We start from the raw sequence: 17,195 nt of genomic DNA, 5'->3' as shown, positions 1-17,195 counted from the left end.
TATTTATTCACATTAACGTACTTTTAAGGTGGCCAAACCAACTAAAACCAGCATTAAGGTAATTATCCAAAATCGAACAATTACCCGTGGTTCTGGCCAGCCTTTCAATTCAAAATGATGGTGCAAAGGGGCCATGCGGAAAATGCGACGTCCTGTTAATTTGTAAGAACCAACCTGCAAAATCACAGAGACGGTTTCCATTACAAATACTCCCCCCATGATAAACAGAACAATTTCCTGCCGTACAATTACCGCAATGACCCCCAGCGCCGCCCCCAAGGAGAGTGCACCTACATCTCCCATGAAAACCTGTGCTGGATAAGTGTTAAACCATAAAAACCCAAGTCCTGCGCCCACCATAGCTGCACAAATGACAACTAATTCACCACTGCCTTTGATATAGGGAATATGCAAATATTCAGCAAATCCCACATGGCCTGTTAAATAGGCAAATATACCTAAAGCACCTGCAACCATTACCGTTGGCATAATGGCTAAGCCATCCAAACCATCAGTTAAATTAACTGCATTACTACTACCCACAATGACAAAATAAGTCAGTACAATAAAAAATAAGCCTAAATTAATGGCGACTTCTTTGAATACCGGCACAATCAGCTGTAACTGATCTGGAGTGGAGGTTTGATATAAAAAAACGGCCGCCCCTAACCCTGCAACCGACTGCCAAAAATACTTCCAGCGAGCAGGTAATCCTCGGGAGTTTTTTTCGATAACTTTTCGATAGTCATCAACCCAACCAACAGCCCCAAAAATAAAAGTGACAGCTAACACTACCCATACATAGTGATTGGATAAATCCGCCCATAATAAGGTGCTAATTCCAATCGCCACGATAATCAGCGCGCCCCCCATCGTGGGTGTGCCCGCTTTACTTAAATGGGATTGCGGGCCATCATCACGAACCGCCTGACCAATTTGGCGGCTGGTTAACTGCCTAATAATCTTTGGTCCAAGCCATAACGACATTCCTAACGCAGTTAACACACCAAAAATAGCGCGTAAGGTTAAATACTGAAAAACACTAAAACTGCTTTCATAACTTGCTAACAGCTCAGCTAGCCACAACAACATTAGCTATTACCCCCTGTCGTTCGACAAGCAGCAACCACTGTTTCCATTTTGGCACTACGAGAACCTTTAATTAAAACCACTAACGACTCACTTAATTGCTTATCTAAAAACTCAACCAACTCGGCTTTATTCGTAAAGTGTTGTGCACCTTCACCAAACCCAATGACACATTGCTCCGTGTGTAGCCCTACTGCATATAGGCCATCCAGACCTTGCTGCCTGGCAAACTGGCCTACCTCAAAGTGCAGCTCACCTGCTTTTTCGCCCAACTCCGCCATATCACCTAACACCAGAACCCTTTTACCTGGATATTGGGCTAATAGTTGAATAGCCGCTTTTACTGAGCCAGGGTTTGCATTATAGGTATCATCAATCAGCCGACTCCCCTTTTTGCCTGATAGCTGAACACCCCGCCCTGCAACAGCTTGCATTTCCCCTAGGCCTACAGCAATTGACTGAGGACTACAACCTGCTGCAAAGGCAGCAGTCGCTGCTGCCAGTGCATTTGCGATATTATGCCGTCCCGGCAAGGGAAGCGTTACGCTAAAACAGTGATCCAGTAGATGTATTTTGAACCGAAAGCCCTGATCAATAAGCTCAACGTGAGTTGCATATACATTGGCTTCAGTATTTGTAACACTGAAACTTAATAATTGTTGATTGGCTGATAGCAGTGTTTTCCAATAATCAAAAAATTGGTCATCTGCATTAAATACAGCTATACCGTTATCCACTAACCCTTGGGTAATTTCACCTTTAGCTTGCGCGGTCTTTTCTAACGAGCCAAATCCTTCTAAATGAGCTGCCATAACATTATTAATCAGGCATATCGTAGGCTGGCTTAAGCGACTGGTATAAGCAATTTCTCCTACAGCATTGGCGCCAAGCTCAATAACCGCATACTGATGTTCTGCTGTTAATCGACTTAATGTTAGCGGAGCGCCTAAATCATTATTTAAATTACCAGCAGTGAATAACGTAGGGCCTTGCTGTTTAAAAATAGCCGCAAGCATTTCTTTAACCGTGGTTTTACCGCTACTCCCCGTTAATGCCACTAAAGGCCCCGAGAAATCTTCACGATTAATTTGACCAATCAGTCCTAACGCTATTCGGCTATCCTCAACAACAAGCTGAGAAATAAGTTTGCCCCCTGTTTTTTCAGCACCTATGGGTTTTTCGACAACTGCTGCAACGGCTCCCTGTTGTTTAGCAGTTGCAATATAATCATGGCCATCAAAGTTTGGGCCTTGTAAAGCAATGAATAATTCACCTGGCTGAATAGTGCGAGTATCAATACTTAAACCAGAGAAAGCTTGGTCATCACCTAGTAACTGGCTACCAGGTAGTAGATGATTAATAATACTGAGTTGATTACGCTTAATCATGGCTACTCCAATTTAATAGTGCTTGTGTAGCCTGCTCAAAGTCGCTAAAAGGTAATCGTTTACCCATTATTTCTTGGTAATTTTCATGGCCTTTTCCAGCAATAACCACAATATCCTCAGACTGAGCTGACTGAATCGCTTGTTGAATGGCTTCACTTCTATCTTCAATAATATCAACAGCTAATTCAGGAGATGTAGGCAGCCCCTGACGAATATCATCTATAATATCTCCAGGTTTTTCGGTGCGGGGATTATCCGATGTAATCACTAAGTGATCAGCATACTCATAAGCAGCCTGCGCCATTTCAGGGCGTTTTCCTTTATCTCGATCCCCACCACAACCAAATACACAAATAATTTTTTGATTGCTATGTAAGCGAACTGCTTTAAGTAATTGAACCAATGCATCTGACGTATGGGCATAGTCCACTACTATGGTTGGCTTGCCTGTTTTCTGTTTTTTTTCATTGATGCTTTCAGCACTTTTTATGGTTTGCAGCCTGCCTGTCACAGGTTTAAGTGTTTCAGCTGCATCAAGCAAACGATTAAACTCAATACCATTAGCAGCTAAACCAGTAATGACTGCCAACACATTAGCTAAATTAAAATGCCCCAATAAGGGAATATATATTTCCCCCTTGCCCCAAGGGCTTTCAATGACTGCCGCAATACCATCATTTAAATAACGAATTTGACTGGCAACCACATCTGCACGGGTATTTTGCAAGCTATATTGCCAGCGTTGGCAAGCAGGATGACAAGCAGCCAGCATTTGTTGTGCATAAGGATCATCCTGATTAATCACTGCATGCTGCAAAGCAATATTGGTAAATAATTGTGCTTTTGCTGCTGCATAATCTTCCATTGTCTGGTGATAGTCCAAATGGTCTCGAGTTAAATTAGTAAAAATAGCGACATCAAAAGCAATACTTTCAACTCGCCCCTGCGCTAAACCATGGGACGAAACTTCCATTGCTAAATATGGCACTTGCTGGTTAACTAACTGATAAATAAATTGATGTAACTGCAATGCATCAGGTGTAGTGTTTACTAATGGAATTAACGAGTCTGTGGTGCCATACCCTAGTGTTCCCACCACACCACAATTGATGTTTAATTTATTCAACAGTTGACGAGCAAACTGGCTACAAGATGTTTTACCATTGGTACCAGTAATACCCAGGATATTGATTTGGTTAGTCACATAACCAAAATATTCATTAAGTAGTTTTCCCAGTTGTTTATTCAGCTGTGGCACTTCAATAACAGCTTGCTGCCCCAATGCCTGTTGACCTGACTGTTCCGCTAAAACAGCAACGGCTCCCTGACCAAAGGCATCTGCAATAAAACGGCGTCCATCCACTTGATAGCCTTGCATGGCAATAAATAAGTCACCAGGTTTCACTTGTCGGCTGTCGATGGCAATACCTGAAAGAATAGGATCAAACCCGGTTTGGGCTTGCCCAATAGCAGCCAGCAAACGAGAAAGCGGCATCATTGGCAACTTCAGCACTGATTGATCATCCTGCTTTGTTGTCATGTGTTGTTACTCCTGTCACGACCACGGTTGGCCAAACGTGCCGAATTATCCGGTGATACCCCTAATAACTGTAAGGAACCAGCCACCACTTTTGAAAAAACAGGGGCTGCCACCTCACCACCGTAATACTTTTTATTTTTAGGGTTATCTATCATCACCACAGCAGCTAGCCTTGGATTTCCTGCTGGCGCTAAACCACTAAACACCGAATGGTGTTTTTTCTCTGAATACCCTCCTGCTTCAGCAATGCGCGCCGTTCCGGTTTTACCTGCCACCTGGTAGGCCTCAATTGCCCCTTGGGTGCCTGTCCCTCCTTTTTTCACAACACTTGTCAGCATTTTCACAACGTCATGCGCTACATTGCTGGGAATTACCTGTGATGCTTCCGGTTGGTCATCCAGCCTTAATAAGGTAGTGGGTACTTTTTTTCCTCTATTTGCTAATACGCCATAAGCCTGGGTTAGCTGCACAGCAGTCACTGCCATACCATAGCCGTAGGATAAGGTCGCTTCCTCAGTTGCCCGCCATTTACTGCGTAAAGGCAGCATTCCAGTGCTCTCTCCCGGAAAGCCCGTTCCCGTGTCGATACCAAAGCCCATTCGATGTAACAGTGAAGCCACTGTAGGTGCCGTCACTTGTTGAATAATTTTGGTCATGCCGATATTGCTGGACTTTTTCAATATCGTAGTAATATCAATCACACCATAGTTGCGGTGGTCTTTGATCGTCTTACGCCCAACCATCATATAGCCGGGGCTGGTATCTATCAGAGAGGACGACGTAAACTCACCTGCTTCTAGCGCAGCAGCGATAGTAAAAGGTTTAAGCGTTGAGCCCGGTTCAAAAATATCGGTCATGGCCCGATTACGAATTGACCCAGCCCGAACCCGGCGACGATTGTTGGGGTTGTATACTGGCTGATTGACCATTGCCAATATCTCCCCTGTTTTCACATCCAGTATCACCAGAGTTCCGCCTGAAGCATTATTTCGCTTGACTGCTTTTGCTAACTCTCGATAGGCTAGGTTTTGTACTCTTAGGTCAATACTTAAATACAGCTCTTTGCCCGGCTGAGCACTTTTAACTAACTCAGCACTTCTAACTAGCCGTCCTTTTCTATCTTTATACAAACGAACCTGTCCTGGCTTACCTGTTAGCCAGTGGTCGTAGGCTAACTCAATACCTTCCTGGCCTTTACCATCAATATTGGTAAACCCCACAATATGGGCAGCTACTCTGCCTGCTGGGTAGTAACGTTTAAATTCATCAATACCATAAATACCCCTAATTTTTTCAGCTAAAAGTCGCTGAGCCAGCTTAGGACGCATGTGTCGTTTAAGGTAAATAAACTCTTTAGAGCCGTTATCATTTACTTTCTTGGCAAGGTAGCTTGAGCTGAAGCCCAAGTGTTTGGCGATAACAGGCCATTTAGTCTTTACTTGGCTCAGCTCTTTGGGGTTTCCCCAAATGGTAACGACAGGTGTGCTGACAGCCAGCGGCTCCCCATTACGGTCAAAAATAATGCCTCGGGTTGCAGCCACTTCTGAGTGACGCACCACTCGTTTCGCCCCTTCATTTTGCAGGAAATGACGGTCAATCACCTGTAAGTCAACAATACGCCAACCCACTAGTGCAGCGGCCACTATCAGCACAGTTACAATAAATCGAAAGCGCCAGACTGGCACCTGAGTGTTTAACTGGCTCATGGTTTAACGATCACCATTTCCTCGCTTGATGGAATATGCATGGCAAGCTTGCCTGTGGCAATTTTGTCCAGCCGACTAGGGGTAGTGAGAGTACTATGCTGTAATAACAGCTGCCCCCACTTCACTTGTGCTTCAGACTGCAGTGTCAGCTCCGCCTGCAGCAAGTTAAACTGTTGTCGATTTAAGTGAGAGACATACACCACTGCCAGCGCTGATATCACTACCAACAGAAATAACAGGGTTAATCCGACTACTGGCTTTGAAACAGTTAACTGCATGAAAGACTCACTCCAATATTTACCCGCTCAAAGTTACTTAAGTTTCTCTGCCACCCGCATAATGGAACTACGGGAGCGCACATTACCATCCACCTCTTGCTCGCTTGGCTTAATTGCTTTGCCTATTGCCTTTAGTCGCTGGTTTAGCTGATCCGCAGTCACTGGTAACCCTGCTGGTAACTCGTCACCTTTTACATGCTTTTTAATGAAGCGTTTGACAATACGGTCTTCCAACGAATGAAAGCTAATCACCACCAGTCGACCACCTGGCCTCAGCACGTCCAACGCAGCATCCAAGGCGATTTCAAGATCACCCAGCTCATTATTGATATAAATCCTAATCGCCTGAAATGCCCGTGTTGCTGGGTGCTTATGCTTTTCCCAGGCAGGGTTAGCCTCCGCAATAATTTTTGCCAGCTGAGTGGTTGTCGTGATCCGTTCCTGCTGACGCGCTGTAATAATGGCCTTTGCCATCCTGCGAGAAAACCGCTCCTCACCATAAGTCCAGAGCACATCAGCAATGGCTTTCTCTTCTGCTGTTGCAATCCAGTCTGCTGCTGACATTCCTGCCACTGGATTCATCCGCATATCCAGTGGCCCTTCTTGCAAGAAGCTAAAGCCTCGCTCTGGGTTATCCAACTGAGGTGATGATACGCCTAAATCAAGTAACACCCCCGAAACAGCAGGCGGGCTATGCCATTCACTGACAAACTTAGCAAGCTCGGCAAAAGAACCATGCCCAATCTGAAAGCGCTTATCTTCATTGGCTATTTGCTCAGCTACCGCAATGGCGTCTGGGTCTTTATCAATGCCTAATAAACGCCCTTCACTAGATAGTTGGCTAAGAATTTGCCGGCTATGCCCACCCCGGCCAAAAGTACCATCGATATAATTTCCCGCTGGATCTACCACTAAGGCTTCAACTGCCTCATCCAGCAATACGGTCTGATGCTGATACATCGCTGTCATCGCTATAAGGAGAGTGATTCAAGCTCCACTGGTAGGCTGTCACCACCACTGGCCTCTGCCAGGTACTGGTCACGCCGCTCAGTCCACTGCTGCTCACTCCAAAGTTCAAACTTCTTACCCTGGCCTAATAAAATGGTTTTCTTTTCCAAACCGGCGTAATCCCGTAATAAAGGGGGAATCAGCACTCGGCCACTACCATCTATTTCCAGGTCGGTTGCATGTCCGATAAGCAAGCGTTGAATTCGCCTGGCCACCGGGTTAAAGCTGGGAAGCGCTTCAATTTTGGCTTGAATGCTTTCCCACTCATCAATGGGGTAAATCAATAAACAGGGTTCTTCAGTGTCAATAGTGGCCACCAACTGGCCATCACACCGACTTAATAGCTTGTCTCGGTGCTTAGTTGGTATAGCCAGACGCCCTTTGGCATCCATATTGATCGAGCTGACACCACGAAACAAATTGAGAAACCCTCAAATCGGAGCCTGACACCAGACTCCACCAATAACCCAATATTCTCCACAAAAACCCACTTTCTTCCACTTTGAGACACTATAGGAACGCTCTTGTTCTTCGTCAAGCAGTCACTCGCGTTCCCCTAACCAAAAAAACCATAAAAATCAAATAAATAGCTAAATGAGTAAACCCTACGCGAGACTATAAGTGAATAAATCACCATAAGTAACAAAGGCTTAGCGGGTGAAATGGTGAGAGTATCTGAACAGTGAGATTATTTAGCTCTAACAACACATTAGCTTTGTGAATAAATGCATATAAGAAAAGGGGTTATATATGAGGGTATTGAATGAATTGGAGAGTTGGCCTGTAAGCCGGGTTCTGTCGAAGGCAACCATTCATCTGGGATGTATATCACTATACACCTCAAGCAACCTACCCGAATTCAGTGCGGGCCGCACTTAAGAATTCCTATTTGGTCTTGCTCCAAGCGGGGTTTACCATGCCATGTCGTGTTACCACGCATGCGGTGCGCTCTTACCACACCCTTTCACCCTTACCGGCAACTTACTTTTACAAGCTCATTGCTTAGGCGGTCTACTCTCTGCTGCACTTTCCGTAGGCTCACACCCCCCAGGCGTTACCTGGCGCTTTGCCCTATGGAGCCCGGACTTTCCTCCCTTCAAACTCATAAGAAAGCGCTTACACACTTCCTTATATTGTTGAACAGCGGTTGCCCAGCCAACTCTCGGCGCTAAATCTACCCCTGTTTCCGGGCTAGTGCAAGCTCATAGAGCTGTTTCTTTTTATAGCCAGTAATTTTTGCCGCCAATTGGCTGGCTTGCTTAACGGATAATTCAGCTAGCAAAATATCCAGTACTTTTATGACATCTTCAGGCAGCTCTTCAGACTTAGCTTTGGCACCACCTTCAATTAATACGACAAATTCACCTCGTTGCTGGTTTGGGTCAGCCTTTAACCACGCCAAAAGCTCTGTGCAATTGCCCTTTTTAATAGTTTCGAAGGTCTTGGTGATCTCTCGGGCAATCGTTATTTGTCGATGGTGGTCAATCAGCGTCACCAGGTCTTCAACACAAGCGACAATCCGATGACAGGACTCATAACAAACCACTGTTGCCGGATACTTTAGCAACTCTTCCAATCGTTGCTGCCTAGCTTGTTGTTTATAAGGTAAAAAGCCTTCAAACCAAAATCGGTCCGATGGCAAGCCTGCTGCACTCAATGCTGCAATCATTGCACTGACACCAGGTACCGGCACAACTTTAATTGACTGATCTTGCGCTGCTTTCACTAATTGATAACCAGGGTCTGACACCAGCGGTGTCCCTGCATCAGAAATCAACGCCACCTGCTGCCCCTGCTGTAATTTATCAATAAGCTGCTGGGTACGTGCATACTCATTATGATCATGGTAGGAAACCAGTGGTGTACGAATAACAAAGTGCTTCAGTAGCTGCCCACTGTGGCGAGTATCCTCAGCAGCAATCAAGTCAACTGACTGTAATACTTTAACAGCTCTAGGGGTCATATCCTCCATATTACCAATAGGCGTCGCTACGACGTATAAGACTCCCTGGCGTTCAGCACGTTGTTCAACAGATTCACTGCTCATTAGAAATAAAAACTCCGCTCCTGCTTACAAACGTGGGTAAGCATTAAAGTTTTACCAAATATAAGACACTACACTAGGCTAAGGTTAACTATTATGAAGGATTTTTTGATAAGCTGTTATATCTGGCCAAGATATTTCAGCTATTTTTTATTTATAAGTTTTAAGCCCTCGACTTTATCAACGCTTGTTGGAAGTAAACTCAGGTATGAAGCAAACAGCCCGTAATCTTATCAGTTTCGCTCTTGCCTCCACCCTTATTGTAGGATGTGGCGGCATCAAACAAGTTCGCACTCATGGTGGTGGAGTTGCCCCATTACCGGCACAAAACCTGGCTGAAGTCCAGCGGTTACTTGCCGAAGCTGAAGCAGCCCCATCTCCGCAAAAAGAGGCATTAAAAATTTCTGCAGCTAATTTACTTCTGCAAACCAATACGACAGATAGTTCTCAGGAAGCAGCAAGCATTGTTAACGGTTTAAACCCTCAAGGGTTACCACTTAACTCCCAGGCAGAATATGCGTTAGTTAAAGCACAACTAGCGCTGTCCAATAATAATACTGGCAAAGCCTTTGAGTGGGTGGATAGTCCTAATGTCATTAATGCCACCAACCCCAAACTTACCAAACAGTCATATCAGGTTCGTGCTCAAGCATACGAACGCAATAAAGAGTATCGCGCCGCATTAGATGAATGGCTATTAGCGCTTCCGCTATTAAACTCAGATGAAAAACATATTGCCCATAAAGCAATATGGAGAAACCTTCTCAACCTGGACCCTAACACCCTGAGTCACTTGGCTAGCCAAACAGGCGACCAAGAAACCCAGGGCTGGGTCAGTCTGGCAGCTATTGTTAAAAAGCCAGAAGATATTGATCAGCAGATTCAAGCATTTCAGCAGTGGCAGCAACAGTGGCCTAATCACCCAGCAAATCAACAAATTCCTGAAGCCATGCGTACCCTAGAACAAATTGCGGCACACCGGCCAAACAAGATTGCTTTGCTGTTACCCATGACAGGTTCATTAGGCTACGCAGGCAAAGCGATTCGCGATGGCTTTTTAGCTGCTTATTATCATGCCTTACAAAATGGCCATGTAGTACCAGAAATTAAGGTGATTAATACTAGCAAGCATTCGTCAATTGATCAGGCCGTTTCCGAGGCAACCGCCCAAGGAGCTGAGATGATTGTCGGCCCGCTGAAGAAATCACGGGTTAAGCAACTACAACAACTGTCACCAACCATTCCCACCTTAACGTTAAACTATGGTGATCGAGAAGCTAGCGCCCCTGCAAACTTCTACCAGTTTGGTTTAGCGGCAGAAGATGAAGCCAAGCAAGCTGCACAACAAGCCTGGCACGATGGCTTTCGCGCCCCTGTAATTCTTGCTCCCAAGTCAAGCTGGGGGAATCGTGTGGTGACAGCATTTGCTAACGAGTGGCAATCCTTAGGAGGCACTATTCGTGGCGAAGGACGATTTGGTGGCAGTAGTGACTACAATGGCGTCATTGGTTCTTTGCTTAGTCCTCGTGCCAGCACGTTGAGAGCCCATGAAGTGGAACAAGTGATTGGCAAGCAAATTCGCCACAACCCTAACCGTCGTGGCGATGTCGATATGGTGTTTTTAGCTGCAAACGCCAAGCAAGGCCGACAAGTGAAGCCTACCCTTGCTTATCATTATGGCGGTGATCTACCTGTTTACGCCACTGGCACTATTTTTACTGGAAACCCCAACCCCGCAAAAGACAGTGATTTAGATGGGATTATGTTCCCTTCTATGCCCTGGTTAAGCGACCACTTTGATGACCCATTAAAGTCAAAAATTATTGATACTTGGGATCGCTCAAATACTCTTTATGGGCCTTTATTTGCCCTGGGGATTGACGCCTATCGACTCTACCCTAGACTGCCTCAGCTAAAAACAGCTGAAGGTACTCGCTTATTTGGCGCATCTGGGTCACTGACATTAAACCCTTATCAACAAGTAGAGCGAACTCAACCTTGGTTTTTCTTCAAAGGCGGTAAGCCTCAACCAATGCCTGTTAACGCCTATCAACAAGAAAACAACCCTTCTGCTGTACATTATGGCTTCGGGCAAGAGTAAGCCCACTGAAACGGGCCTGCGCTATCAACACATAGCGCAGCGCCATCTAGAAGCCCAAGGGTTAAAAACCATTCAATGCAACTTCCGCTGTAAGGTCGGAGAACTTGATTTAATCATGAAAGACGGCAGCAGTGTGGTATTTGTCGAGGTTCGTTTTCGCAAGAATCAGGCCTATGGCTCTCCTGCTAGTACAGTTACCCCACATAAGCAGCATAAAATCATTAAAGCAGCCCAGTATTATTTAATGATGAAAAAGCTAAACGTACCTTGCCGATTTGACGTGGTTTCAATAACGCAAGATAGCCAGCAACAACCCCATATCGACTGGATTCCTAATGCATTTTTAGCTGATAGTTAATCCAGCATTGAAGTCCACAAGCTAACTTTACGCATGTGCCACTAGTGAATTCAGTTAAGAGAATTGATATTATAACAAGTTCCGTTGTCTATACCTTCTGCTGCACCCGTAATTAAGCCAATAATCACATCAAAGAAAAGCTGATCTGAATTATTGCAAGAGACCCTCTGATGGAAATAATTGATCACATTACCAATCATTTTTCGGAGAATATTGATGTCACTATTAAGTGCGCAGAATCACTCCCACCACTCATTGCCCACGCCAGTGAGCTGTTAGTTAACACCTTACTTCACGATGGTAAAATTATTGCCTGCGGCAATGGTGGCTCAGCAGCAGAAGCACAATATTTTGTTGCTAATTTACTTAATCGCTTTGAGCGAGAAAGACCCTCTTTACCAGCTCTCGCCCTAACAGCTGACACCGTCACGTTGACTGCTGTTGCCAGTGACTACAGTTATAATGAGGTATTCTCGAAACAGGTCAGAGCACTTGGCCAGCCAGGTGATATTTTACTCGCCCTATCTGCCAATGGTTACTCAGCAAATGTTGTACAGGCAATTCAAGCCGCCCATGACCGAGAAATGATAGTTATTGCTTTAACTGGAAAAGAAGGAGGCGATATGGCAGCCTTACTCCATGGTGATGACTTTGAAATTCGTATTCCATCACAATCGACAGCAAGAGTTCACGAACTACACCGCTTTGTTATTCACTGTTTATGCGACTTAATTGATGAGCATTTATTTGGAGGAAGCTTATGAGAGCAAGCCATGTTATCTGTTTAATCAGCCTCCTGGTCTTCATAAATGGCTGTACTCCAATATTAACAGCCACCCATGAAGGTCCAATCACTCAAAACCAAGGTAAACGTACTCTAGGCAGTATTGTTGATGATGAAACAATCGAAACCCTAGCCCAAGTCAACCTGGAAAAAGTAAACCCTGAATTTAAAAACAACCATGTTGTAGTTACCAGCTTTAATGGTGTCGTTTTATTAACTGGACAAGTAGCAAATGAAGCTCTGAAAAATCAAGCAGGACAAGAAGTCAGAAAGCTGCAAAAAGTAAAACAAGTATACAACGAGTTAGAGGTATCCAGCCCCATTTCCTATCTTGCACGTAGTAATGACAGCTGGCTCACCTCAAAAATCAAAACCAAAATGCTAGCGAATGAAAAAGTCCCGGCTTCAAGAGTTAAAGTGGTCACCGAAAATGGCGTAGTATTTTTAATGGGGCTAGTCACTCAGCAAGAAGCGAATGAAGCGGTGAATGTAGTACGTACATCTTACGGCGTACAAAAAATCGTCAAGGTTTTTGAGTATATTGATCAAGGGTAATTGCGCAATTTCCCTCTTTGTAGATAGACTGCGATAAAAGACCTCCCCCCTTTAATAAAGGGGGGTTAGGGGGGATTTAAAAGGGCTAGAGTTGTTGAGAGATCTCTGTTTTATGTATGTAAAAATCCCCCTCAATCCCCCTTTTCCAAAGGGGGAAGCTGAGTTGCGCCAAACTAAAAGAGGAAGCAGCTATAACGAAAGCCTCAGAGAGAATAGTAATCCAGCTATTTAACAACCTTCAAGCTGGGTCGTCCTGATGGTTTTCCTGGCTTAGCTGTTGGCTCTGGTGAAGTAGGAGCTGGATCAGGTGTTGGCTCTGGAGCCTCTTCAGAATCAAATACCATCCCTTGACCATTTTCTCTGGCATAAATAGCCATTACTGCATAAGTGGGTACATGTAAGTGCCTGGCAATTCCACCAAATCGGCCATTAAAGTCAATGGCATCATTACCAATAAGCAAATCACGCACTGCCGTTGGAGAAATATTAAGAACAATTTGGCCATCTTTAACATATTCCTGAGGCACTTCAACTGTCTCCACCTCAGCATTCACTAAGATGTAAGGTGTACAGTTGTTATCAACAATCCATTCATACAGTGCTCTAATAATATAAGGTCGACTACTACTCATCGACATAAGATAGTTCTCCGAACAATGGCCAGCTAAAACAAATAATACCTAAAAAGTAAAACTTAGGGATGCTCTTTAGATATAAAAAGAGGCACCAAAGTGCCTCTAACTCAATACTAAGTGCCAAATACCTTAGAGGCTTCGCATTTCTTTTTCTGCTTCAGACAGACTTTCCTTGAATGCCTCTCTGGCAAACAACCGTTCCGCGTACTTTAGTAACGGTTCTGCCTGCTTTGGTAGTTCAATACCCAACACCTGTAGCCGCCATAAAATAGGTGCGACACTACAGTCCACCAAAGTAAACTCTTCACTCATAAAGAAAGGTTTTTCAGTAAAAATAGCTGCAGTACTGGTTAAACTTTCCTTTAGCTCTTTACGTGCACGATTTGCAGCCGTTTCCTTGGTTTTTGGATTTTGGATCAGGTCTACTAAAGCACACCAGTCTTTTTGAATTCGATAAACATAGAGTCGACTTTGCGCACGGGCCACTGGGTATACTGGCAATAATGGCGGGTGCGGAAAGCGTTCATCTAAATATTCCATCATGACATTGGGTTCATAAAGCACCAAATCACGATCAAGCAAAGTCGGCAAGCTGTTATAAGGATTTAGGTCAGCCAGCTCTGCCGGTTTATTGTCTGGATCAACATCCTGAATATCAACAGCTACTCCCTTTTCTGCCAGAACAATTCTTACTCGATGGCAATAGTGATCTAAAGGGTCAGAAAAAAAAGTCATTGAGGAACGTTTGGCAACCACGCCCATTTTCACCCCCGCGTAGAGATCAATTCAAACGAAATGCACGCTTTTAAATATTTAAGAACATAATATTTAATAGCGCGCACCCCACACAAAATACTTATTGTTTTACAGTCTAATGAACGTCTTTCCAAAATTCACGTTTCAATAGATAAGCAAAGACAAAAAACACAGCAAGAAATAGCAACACATAAGTGCCAATCCGCTCTCTATCAAGGCGGGCAGGCTCACCAGCATAGGCTAAGAAACTAACCAAGTTTCTCACTGTTTGGTCATACTCTTCAGGTGTTTGCTCATGCTTTATGTCAGATTTAAGGGTTAACTCACATAAAGGCTTGCCTGTTTGAGTATCTACTTCGTGAGACTGCTGGCCATAGCAGCTGTCATGCTGTAGACCTTGCAGCTCAAGTAATACATGAGGCATTGCCACATCTGGAAACACCTTGTTGTTGACTCCCCATGGACGAGACTTATCCTCATAGAAAGTTCTTAAGTAGGCGTATAGCCAGTTAGGCCCTCTAACCCTAGCGACCAAAGTAAGGTCTGGTGGTGCTGCACCAAACCATTTCTTAGCCTCTTCAGGTCGCATGGCATTTTCCATTAGATTACCGATTTTAACGTCATTAAATACCACATTTTCCATCATCAACTCATGGGGAATACCCAGGTCATCAGCCACTCGCTCATAACGCTGATACTTTGTGCTATGACACCCCATACAATAATTCATGTAGGTACTTAAGCCCTGTTGTAGCGCGGCCTTGTCCGTTAAATCGACTTTAAACCCATTCTTCTGTGCATAGCCATCCACATCGAAGCCTGAGCCTCCAGCTGCCCAGCTAGCAACTGGCAATAACATTAAAAAAGCTACTAATAGTTTTTTCATTACCCTGTCACCCTTTCTGGAACTGGTTTAGTACTTTCCGCCCGGGTATACCAAGGCATCAGAATAAAGAACAAGAAGTAAACCACAGTCCATATTTGCGACCAAAGGGTTCGAAGATCTGTGGCAGGTTTTGCCCCCAGATAACCCAAGCAAACAAAGCTAACAGCAAACAAGCCAAGAGCAATTTTACTAAGTATGCCTTTGTAACGAATTGACTTCACTGGGCTACGATCCAGCCAAGGCAATACAAATAACACCGCAATTGCCGCTCCCATTGCAATGACTCCACCCAGCTTATCAGGTACTGCCCGCAAGATGGCATAGAATGGTGTAAAGTACCAGACAGGTGCAATATGTTCAGGTGTTTTCAAACTATTGGCTGGCTCAAAGTTTGGTGGCTCAAGGAAAAAGCCGCCCATTTCTGGGAAAAAGAATACGACAATACAGAAAACAAACAAAAACACGACCACACCGACAATATCTTTAACGGTGTAATATGGGTGGAAAGGAATACCATCTAATGGAATACCATTGGCGTCTTTCTTTTTCTTAATTTCAATACCATCAGGGTTATTAGATCCTACTTCATGCAGTGCAATAATATGCAGTACCACCAGCCCCAGAATCACAATTGGCAAGGCAATAACATGCAAGGCAAAGAAACGGTTAAGCGTAATGCCTGAAATTAAGAAATCACCACGAATCCACTGTTGTAAATCAGCACCAATAACAGGAATGGCACCAAACAGTGAGATGATTACCTGAGCCCCCCAATAAGACATTTGCCCCCAAGGCAGCAAATACCCCATAAAAGCTTCAGCCATTAGGCACAGATAAATGGTCATCCCAAATATCCAAACCAACTCTCGTGGTGCCTTATAAGAGCCGTACAACAACCCTCTGAACATATGCAGGTAAACCACCACAAAAAATGCTGATGCGCCAGTAGAGTGTAAATAGCGAAGCAACCAGCCATACTCCACATCACGCATAATATACTCAACAGAAGCAAACGCCTGCTCTGATGAAGGCACATAACTCATCGTTAACCAGATACCCGTCAGGATCTGATTAACCAATACTAATAAAGCGAGTGAGCCGAAAAAGTACCAAAAGTTAAAGTTCTTAGGTGCATAGTATTTACTAAGATGCTCTTCCCACATTTTGGTCGCAGGAAAACGCGCATCCACCCATTCCATGAAACCTTTCATTATGCGTTCTCCTCATCAACACCGATAATTAAGGTATTATCATCGATAAATGAATAAGGCGGCACTTCTAGGTTAATGGGTGCCGGTACACTCTTGAACACTCTTCCCGCCAAGTCAAACTTAGAGCCATGACAAGGGCAGTGGTAACCACCTTTCCACTCTTGGTCAAACTCCATTGGTTTTACTTCTGGAAAAAACTTTGGTGAACAACCCAGGTGGGTACAAAGACCAACCAAAACTAAAATTTCTGGCTTAATAGAACGGAACTCATTTTTTGCATAGCTTGGCTGCTGAGACTCTTCTGCGGATTCTGGATCTGCCACTCGGCTATTTAATTGTTTTATATTTTCCAAAATCTCAGGGGTGCGTCGCACCACAAACACAGGTTTGCCTCGCCACTCAGCGATAATTTGTTGGCCTGACTCAATTTTAGCCAGGTTTACTTTTACCGGAGCGCCAGCTGCCTTAGCTTTTGCACTAGGGTTCCAGGAAGCAATAAATGGAACTGCAGCGCCTACTGCACCAGCAGCACCAACCACCGAGGTTGCTGCTACCAAAAAGCGTCGCCGGCCTTTATTTACGCCGTCATTTGTCATTAAACTTATCTCCCCATCAGAGCGAATTCGATGACCGTCTGAACAAACAGGTAACACGCGGACAACTAGTCAGGTTTTGCAACAGACTCAAAATGTGCGAATGGTAAAAAAATTATCAGCCGCTAGCAAGTTAGGCAACAACTGACAACAAGGCTTAGCGACCTGATTATCCTCAAAAATGCTGCAATATTATATCCAATTTAGTTATGCAGGATAATCAATTTATTTATACCCAACACATTGGGTATAAAGGCCTGCTG

General features: G+C 44.4%; 17 protein-coding genes and 1 other RNA gene. 4 read left to right on the top strand and 14 right to left on the bottom strand.

What is annotated here, in order from left to right; all coding sequences use genetic code 11:
- Positions 1-12: 12 nt before the first annotated feature.
- From mraY to rsmI, 9 genes are all read right to left on the bottom strand, one after another.
- Positions 13-1,092 (bottom strand): phospho-N-acetylmuramoyl-pentapeptide-transferase, encoded by a 1,080-nt coding sequence (gene mraY, locus ORQ98_RS12470; protein WP_274689138.1) that lies wholly within the window; start codon positions 1,090-1,092, stop codon positions 13-15.
- Positions 1,092-2,477, bottom strand: coding sequence for a UDP-N-acetylmuramoyl-tripeptide--D-alanyl-D-alanine ligase (locus ORQ98_RS12465; protein ID WP_274689137.1), 1,386 nt, complete (start codon positions 2,475-2,477; stop codon positions 1,092-1,094). The genes mraY and ORQ98_RS12465 overlap by 1 nt, the downstream gene beginning before the upstream one ends.
- A complete protein-coding gene (locus tag ORQ98_RS12460) occupies positions 2,470-4,017 on the bottom strand; it encodes a UDP-N-acetylmuramoyl-L-alanyl-D-glutamate--2,6-diaminopimelate ligase (RefSeq protein WP_274689136.1) in 1,548 nt (515 codons plus the stop codon). Before ORQ98_RS12460 ends, ORQ98_RS12465 begins: the two co-directional genes overlap by 8 nt.
- A complete protein-coding gene (locus ORQ98_RS12455; protein WP_274689135.1) occupies positions 4,014-5,723 on the bottom strand; it encodes a peptidoglycan D,D-transpeptidase FtsI family protein in 1,710 nt (569 codons plus the stop codon). Before ORQ98_RS12455 ends, ORQ98_RS12460 begins: the two co-directional genes overlap by 4 nt.
- Positions 5,720-6,001 carry a cell division protein FtsL gene (gene ftsL / locus ORQ98_RS12450; RefSeq protein ID WP_274689134.1) on the bottom strand — a complete coding sequence of 94 codons (282 nt, stop codon included), beginning with the start codon at positions 5,999-6,001 and terminating at the stop codon, positions 5,720-5,722. Before ftsL ends, ORQ98_RS12455 begins: the two co-directional genes overlap by 4 nt.
- 33 nt (positions 6,002-6,034) lie before the next feature.
- Positions 6,035-6,970 carry a 16S rRNA (cytosine(1402)-N(4))-methyltransferase RsmH gene (gene rsmH, locus ORQ98_RS12445; protein WP_274689133.1) on the bottom strand — a complete coding sequence of 312 codons (936 nt, stop codon included), beginning with the start codon at positions 6,968-6,970 and terminating at the stop codon, positions 6,035-6,037.
- Between the two features lie 2 nt (positions 6,971-6,972).
- Positions 6,973-7,428, bottom strand: coding sequence for a division/cell wall cluster transcriptional repressor MraZ (gene mraZ / locus ORQ98_RS12440; RefSeq protein ID WP_274689132.1), 456 nt, complete (start codon positions 7,426-7,428; stop codon positions 6,973-6,975).
- Positions 7,429-7,777: 349 nt separating this feature from the next.
- Positions 7,778-8,172: RNase P RNA component class A (gene rnpB / locus ORQ98_RS12435), an RNA gene on the bottom strand.
- Positions 8,173-8,183: 11 nt separating this feature from the next.
- The gene (gene rsmI, locus ORQ98_RS12430; RefSeq protein ID WP_274689131.1) at positions 8,184-9,056 is read right to left on the bottom strand and encodes a 16S rRNA (cytidine(1402)-2'-O)-methyltransferase; all 873 of its coding nucleotides are present in this window, start codon (positions 9,054-9,056) and stop codon (positions 8,184-8,186) included.
- Between the two features lie 205 nt (positions 9,057-9,261).
- Here rsmI and ORQ98_RS12425 point away from each other — a divergent pair, with 205 nt between their 5' ends.
- From ORQ98_RS12425 to ORQ98_RS12410, 4 genes are all read left to right on the top strand, one after another.
- Positions 9,262-11,154, top strand: coding sequence for a penicillin-binding protein activator (locus ORQ98_RS12425; RefSeq protein WP_274689130.1), 1,893 nt, complete (start codon positions 9,262-9,264; stop codon positions 11,152-11,154).
- A complete protein-coding gene (locus ORQ98_RS12420; RefSeq protein ID WP_274689129.1) occupies positions 11,135-11,512 on the top strand; it encodes a YraN family protein in 378 nt (125 codons plus the stop codon). Before ORQ98_RS12425 ends, ORQ98_RS12420 begins: the two co-directional genes overlap by 20 nt.
- A gap of 170 nt (positions 11,513-11,682) precedes the next feature.
- Positions 11,683-12,276 carry a phosphoheptose isomerase gene (locus ORQ98_RS12415; protein WP_274689128.1) on the top strand — a complete coding sequence of 198 codons (594 nt, stop codon included), beginning with the start codon at positions 11,683-11,685 and terminating at the stop codon, positions 12,274-12,276.
- On the top strand, positions 12,273-12,851 hold the full coding sequence (locus tag ORQ98_RS12410; protein WP_274689127.1) for a BON domain-containing protein: 579 nt from the start codon (positions 12,273-12,275) through the stop codon (positions 12,849-12,851). The genes ORQ98_RS12415 and ORQ98_RS12410 overlap by 4 nt, the downstream gene beginning before the upstream one ends.
- Before the next feature lie 224 nt (positions 12,852-13,075).
- Here ORQ98_RS12410 and ORQ98_RS12405 read toward each other — a convergent pair whose 3' ends face one another.
- The 5 genes from ORQ98_RS12405 to petA form a co-directional block, all read right to left on the bottom strand.
- The gene (locus ORQ98_RS12405) at positions 13,076-13,489 is read right to left on the bottom strand and encodes a ClpXP protease specificity-enhancing factor (protein WP_342455199.1); all 414 of its coding nucleotides are present in this window, start codon (positions 13,487-13,489) and stop codon (positions 13,076-13,078) included.
- Positions 13,490-13,615: 126 nt separating this feature from the next.
- Positions 13,616-14,248: a glutathione S-transferase N-terminal domain-containing protein gene (locus tag ORQ98_RS12400; RefSeq protein WP_274689126.1), complete on the bottom strand. Its 633-nt coding sequence runs from the start codon at positions 14,246-14,248 to the stop codon at positions 13,616-13,618.
- Positions 14,249-14,357: 109 nt separating this feature from the next.
- The gene (locus ORQ98_RS12395) at positions 14,358-15,128 is read right to left on the bottom strand and encodes a cytochrome c1 (protein WP_274689125.1); all 771 of its coding nucleotides are present in this window, start codon (positions 15,126-15,128) and stop codon (positions 14,358-14,360) included.
- On the bottom strand, positions 15,128-16,339 hold the full coding sequence (locus ORQ98_RS12390; RefSeq protein WP_425347685.1) for a cytochrome b: 1,212 nt from the start codon (positions 16,337-16,339) through the stop codon (positions 15,128-15,130). Before ORQ98_RS12390 ends, ORQ98_RS12395 begins: the two co-directional genes overlap by 1 nt.
- On the bottom strand, positions 16,339-16,935 hold the full coding sequence (petA, locus tag ORQ98_RS12385; RefSeq protein ID WP_274689124.1) for a ubiquinol-cytochrome c reductase iron-sulfur subunit: 597 nt from the start codon (positions 16,933-16,935) through the stop codon (positions 16,339-16,341). The genes ORQ98_RS12390 and petA overlap by 1 nt, the downstream gene beginning before the upstream one ends.
- Between the last annotated feature and the right edge of the window lie 260 nt (positions 16,936-17,195).

Source organism: Spartinivicinus poritis (assembly GCF_028858535.1).
Taxonomy (GTDB): domain Bacteria; phylum Pseudomonadota; class Gammaproteobacteria; order Pseudomonadales; family Zooshikellaceae; genus Spartinivicinus; species Spartinivicinus poritis.
Note: the sequence above shows the minus strand (reverse complement) of the source record. Positions and strands in the feature narration are given on the sequence as shown.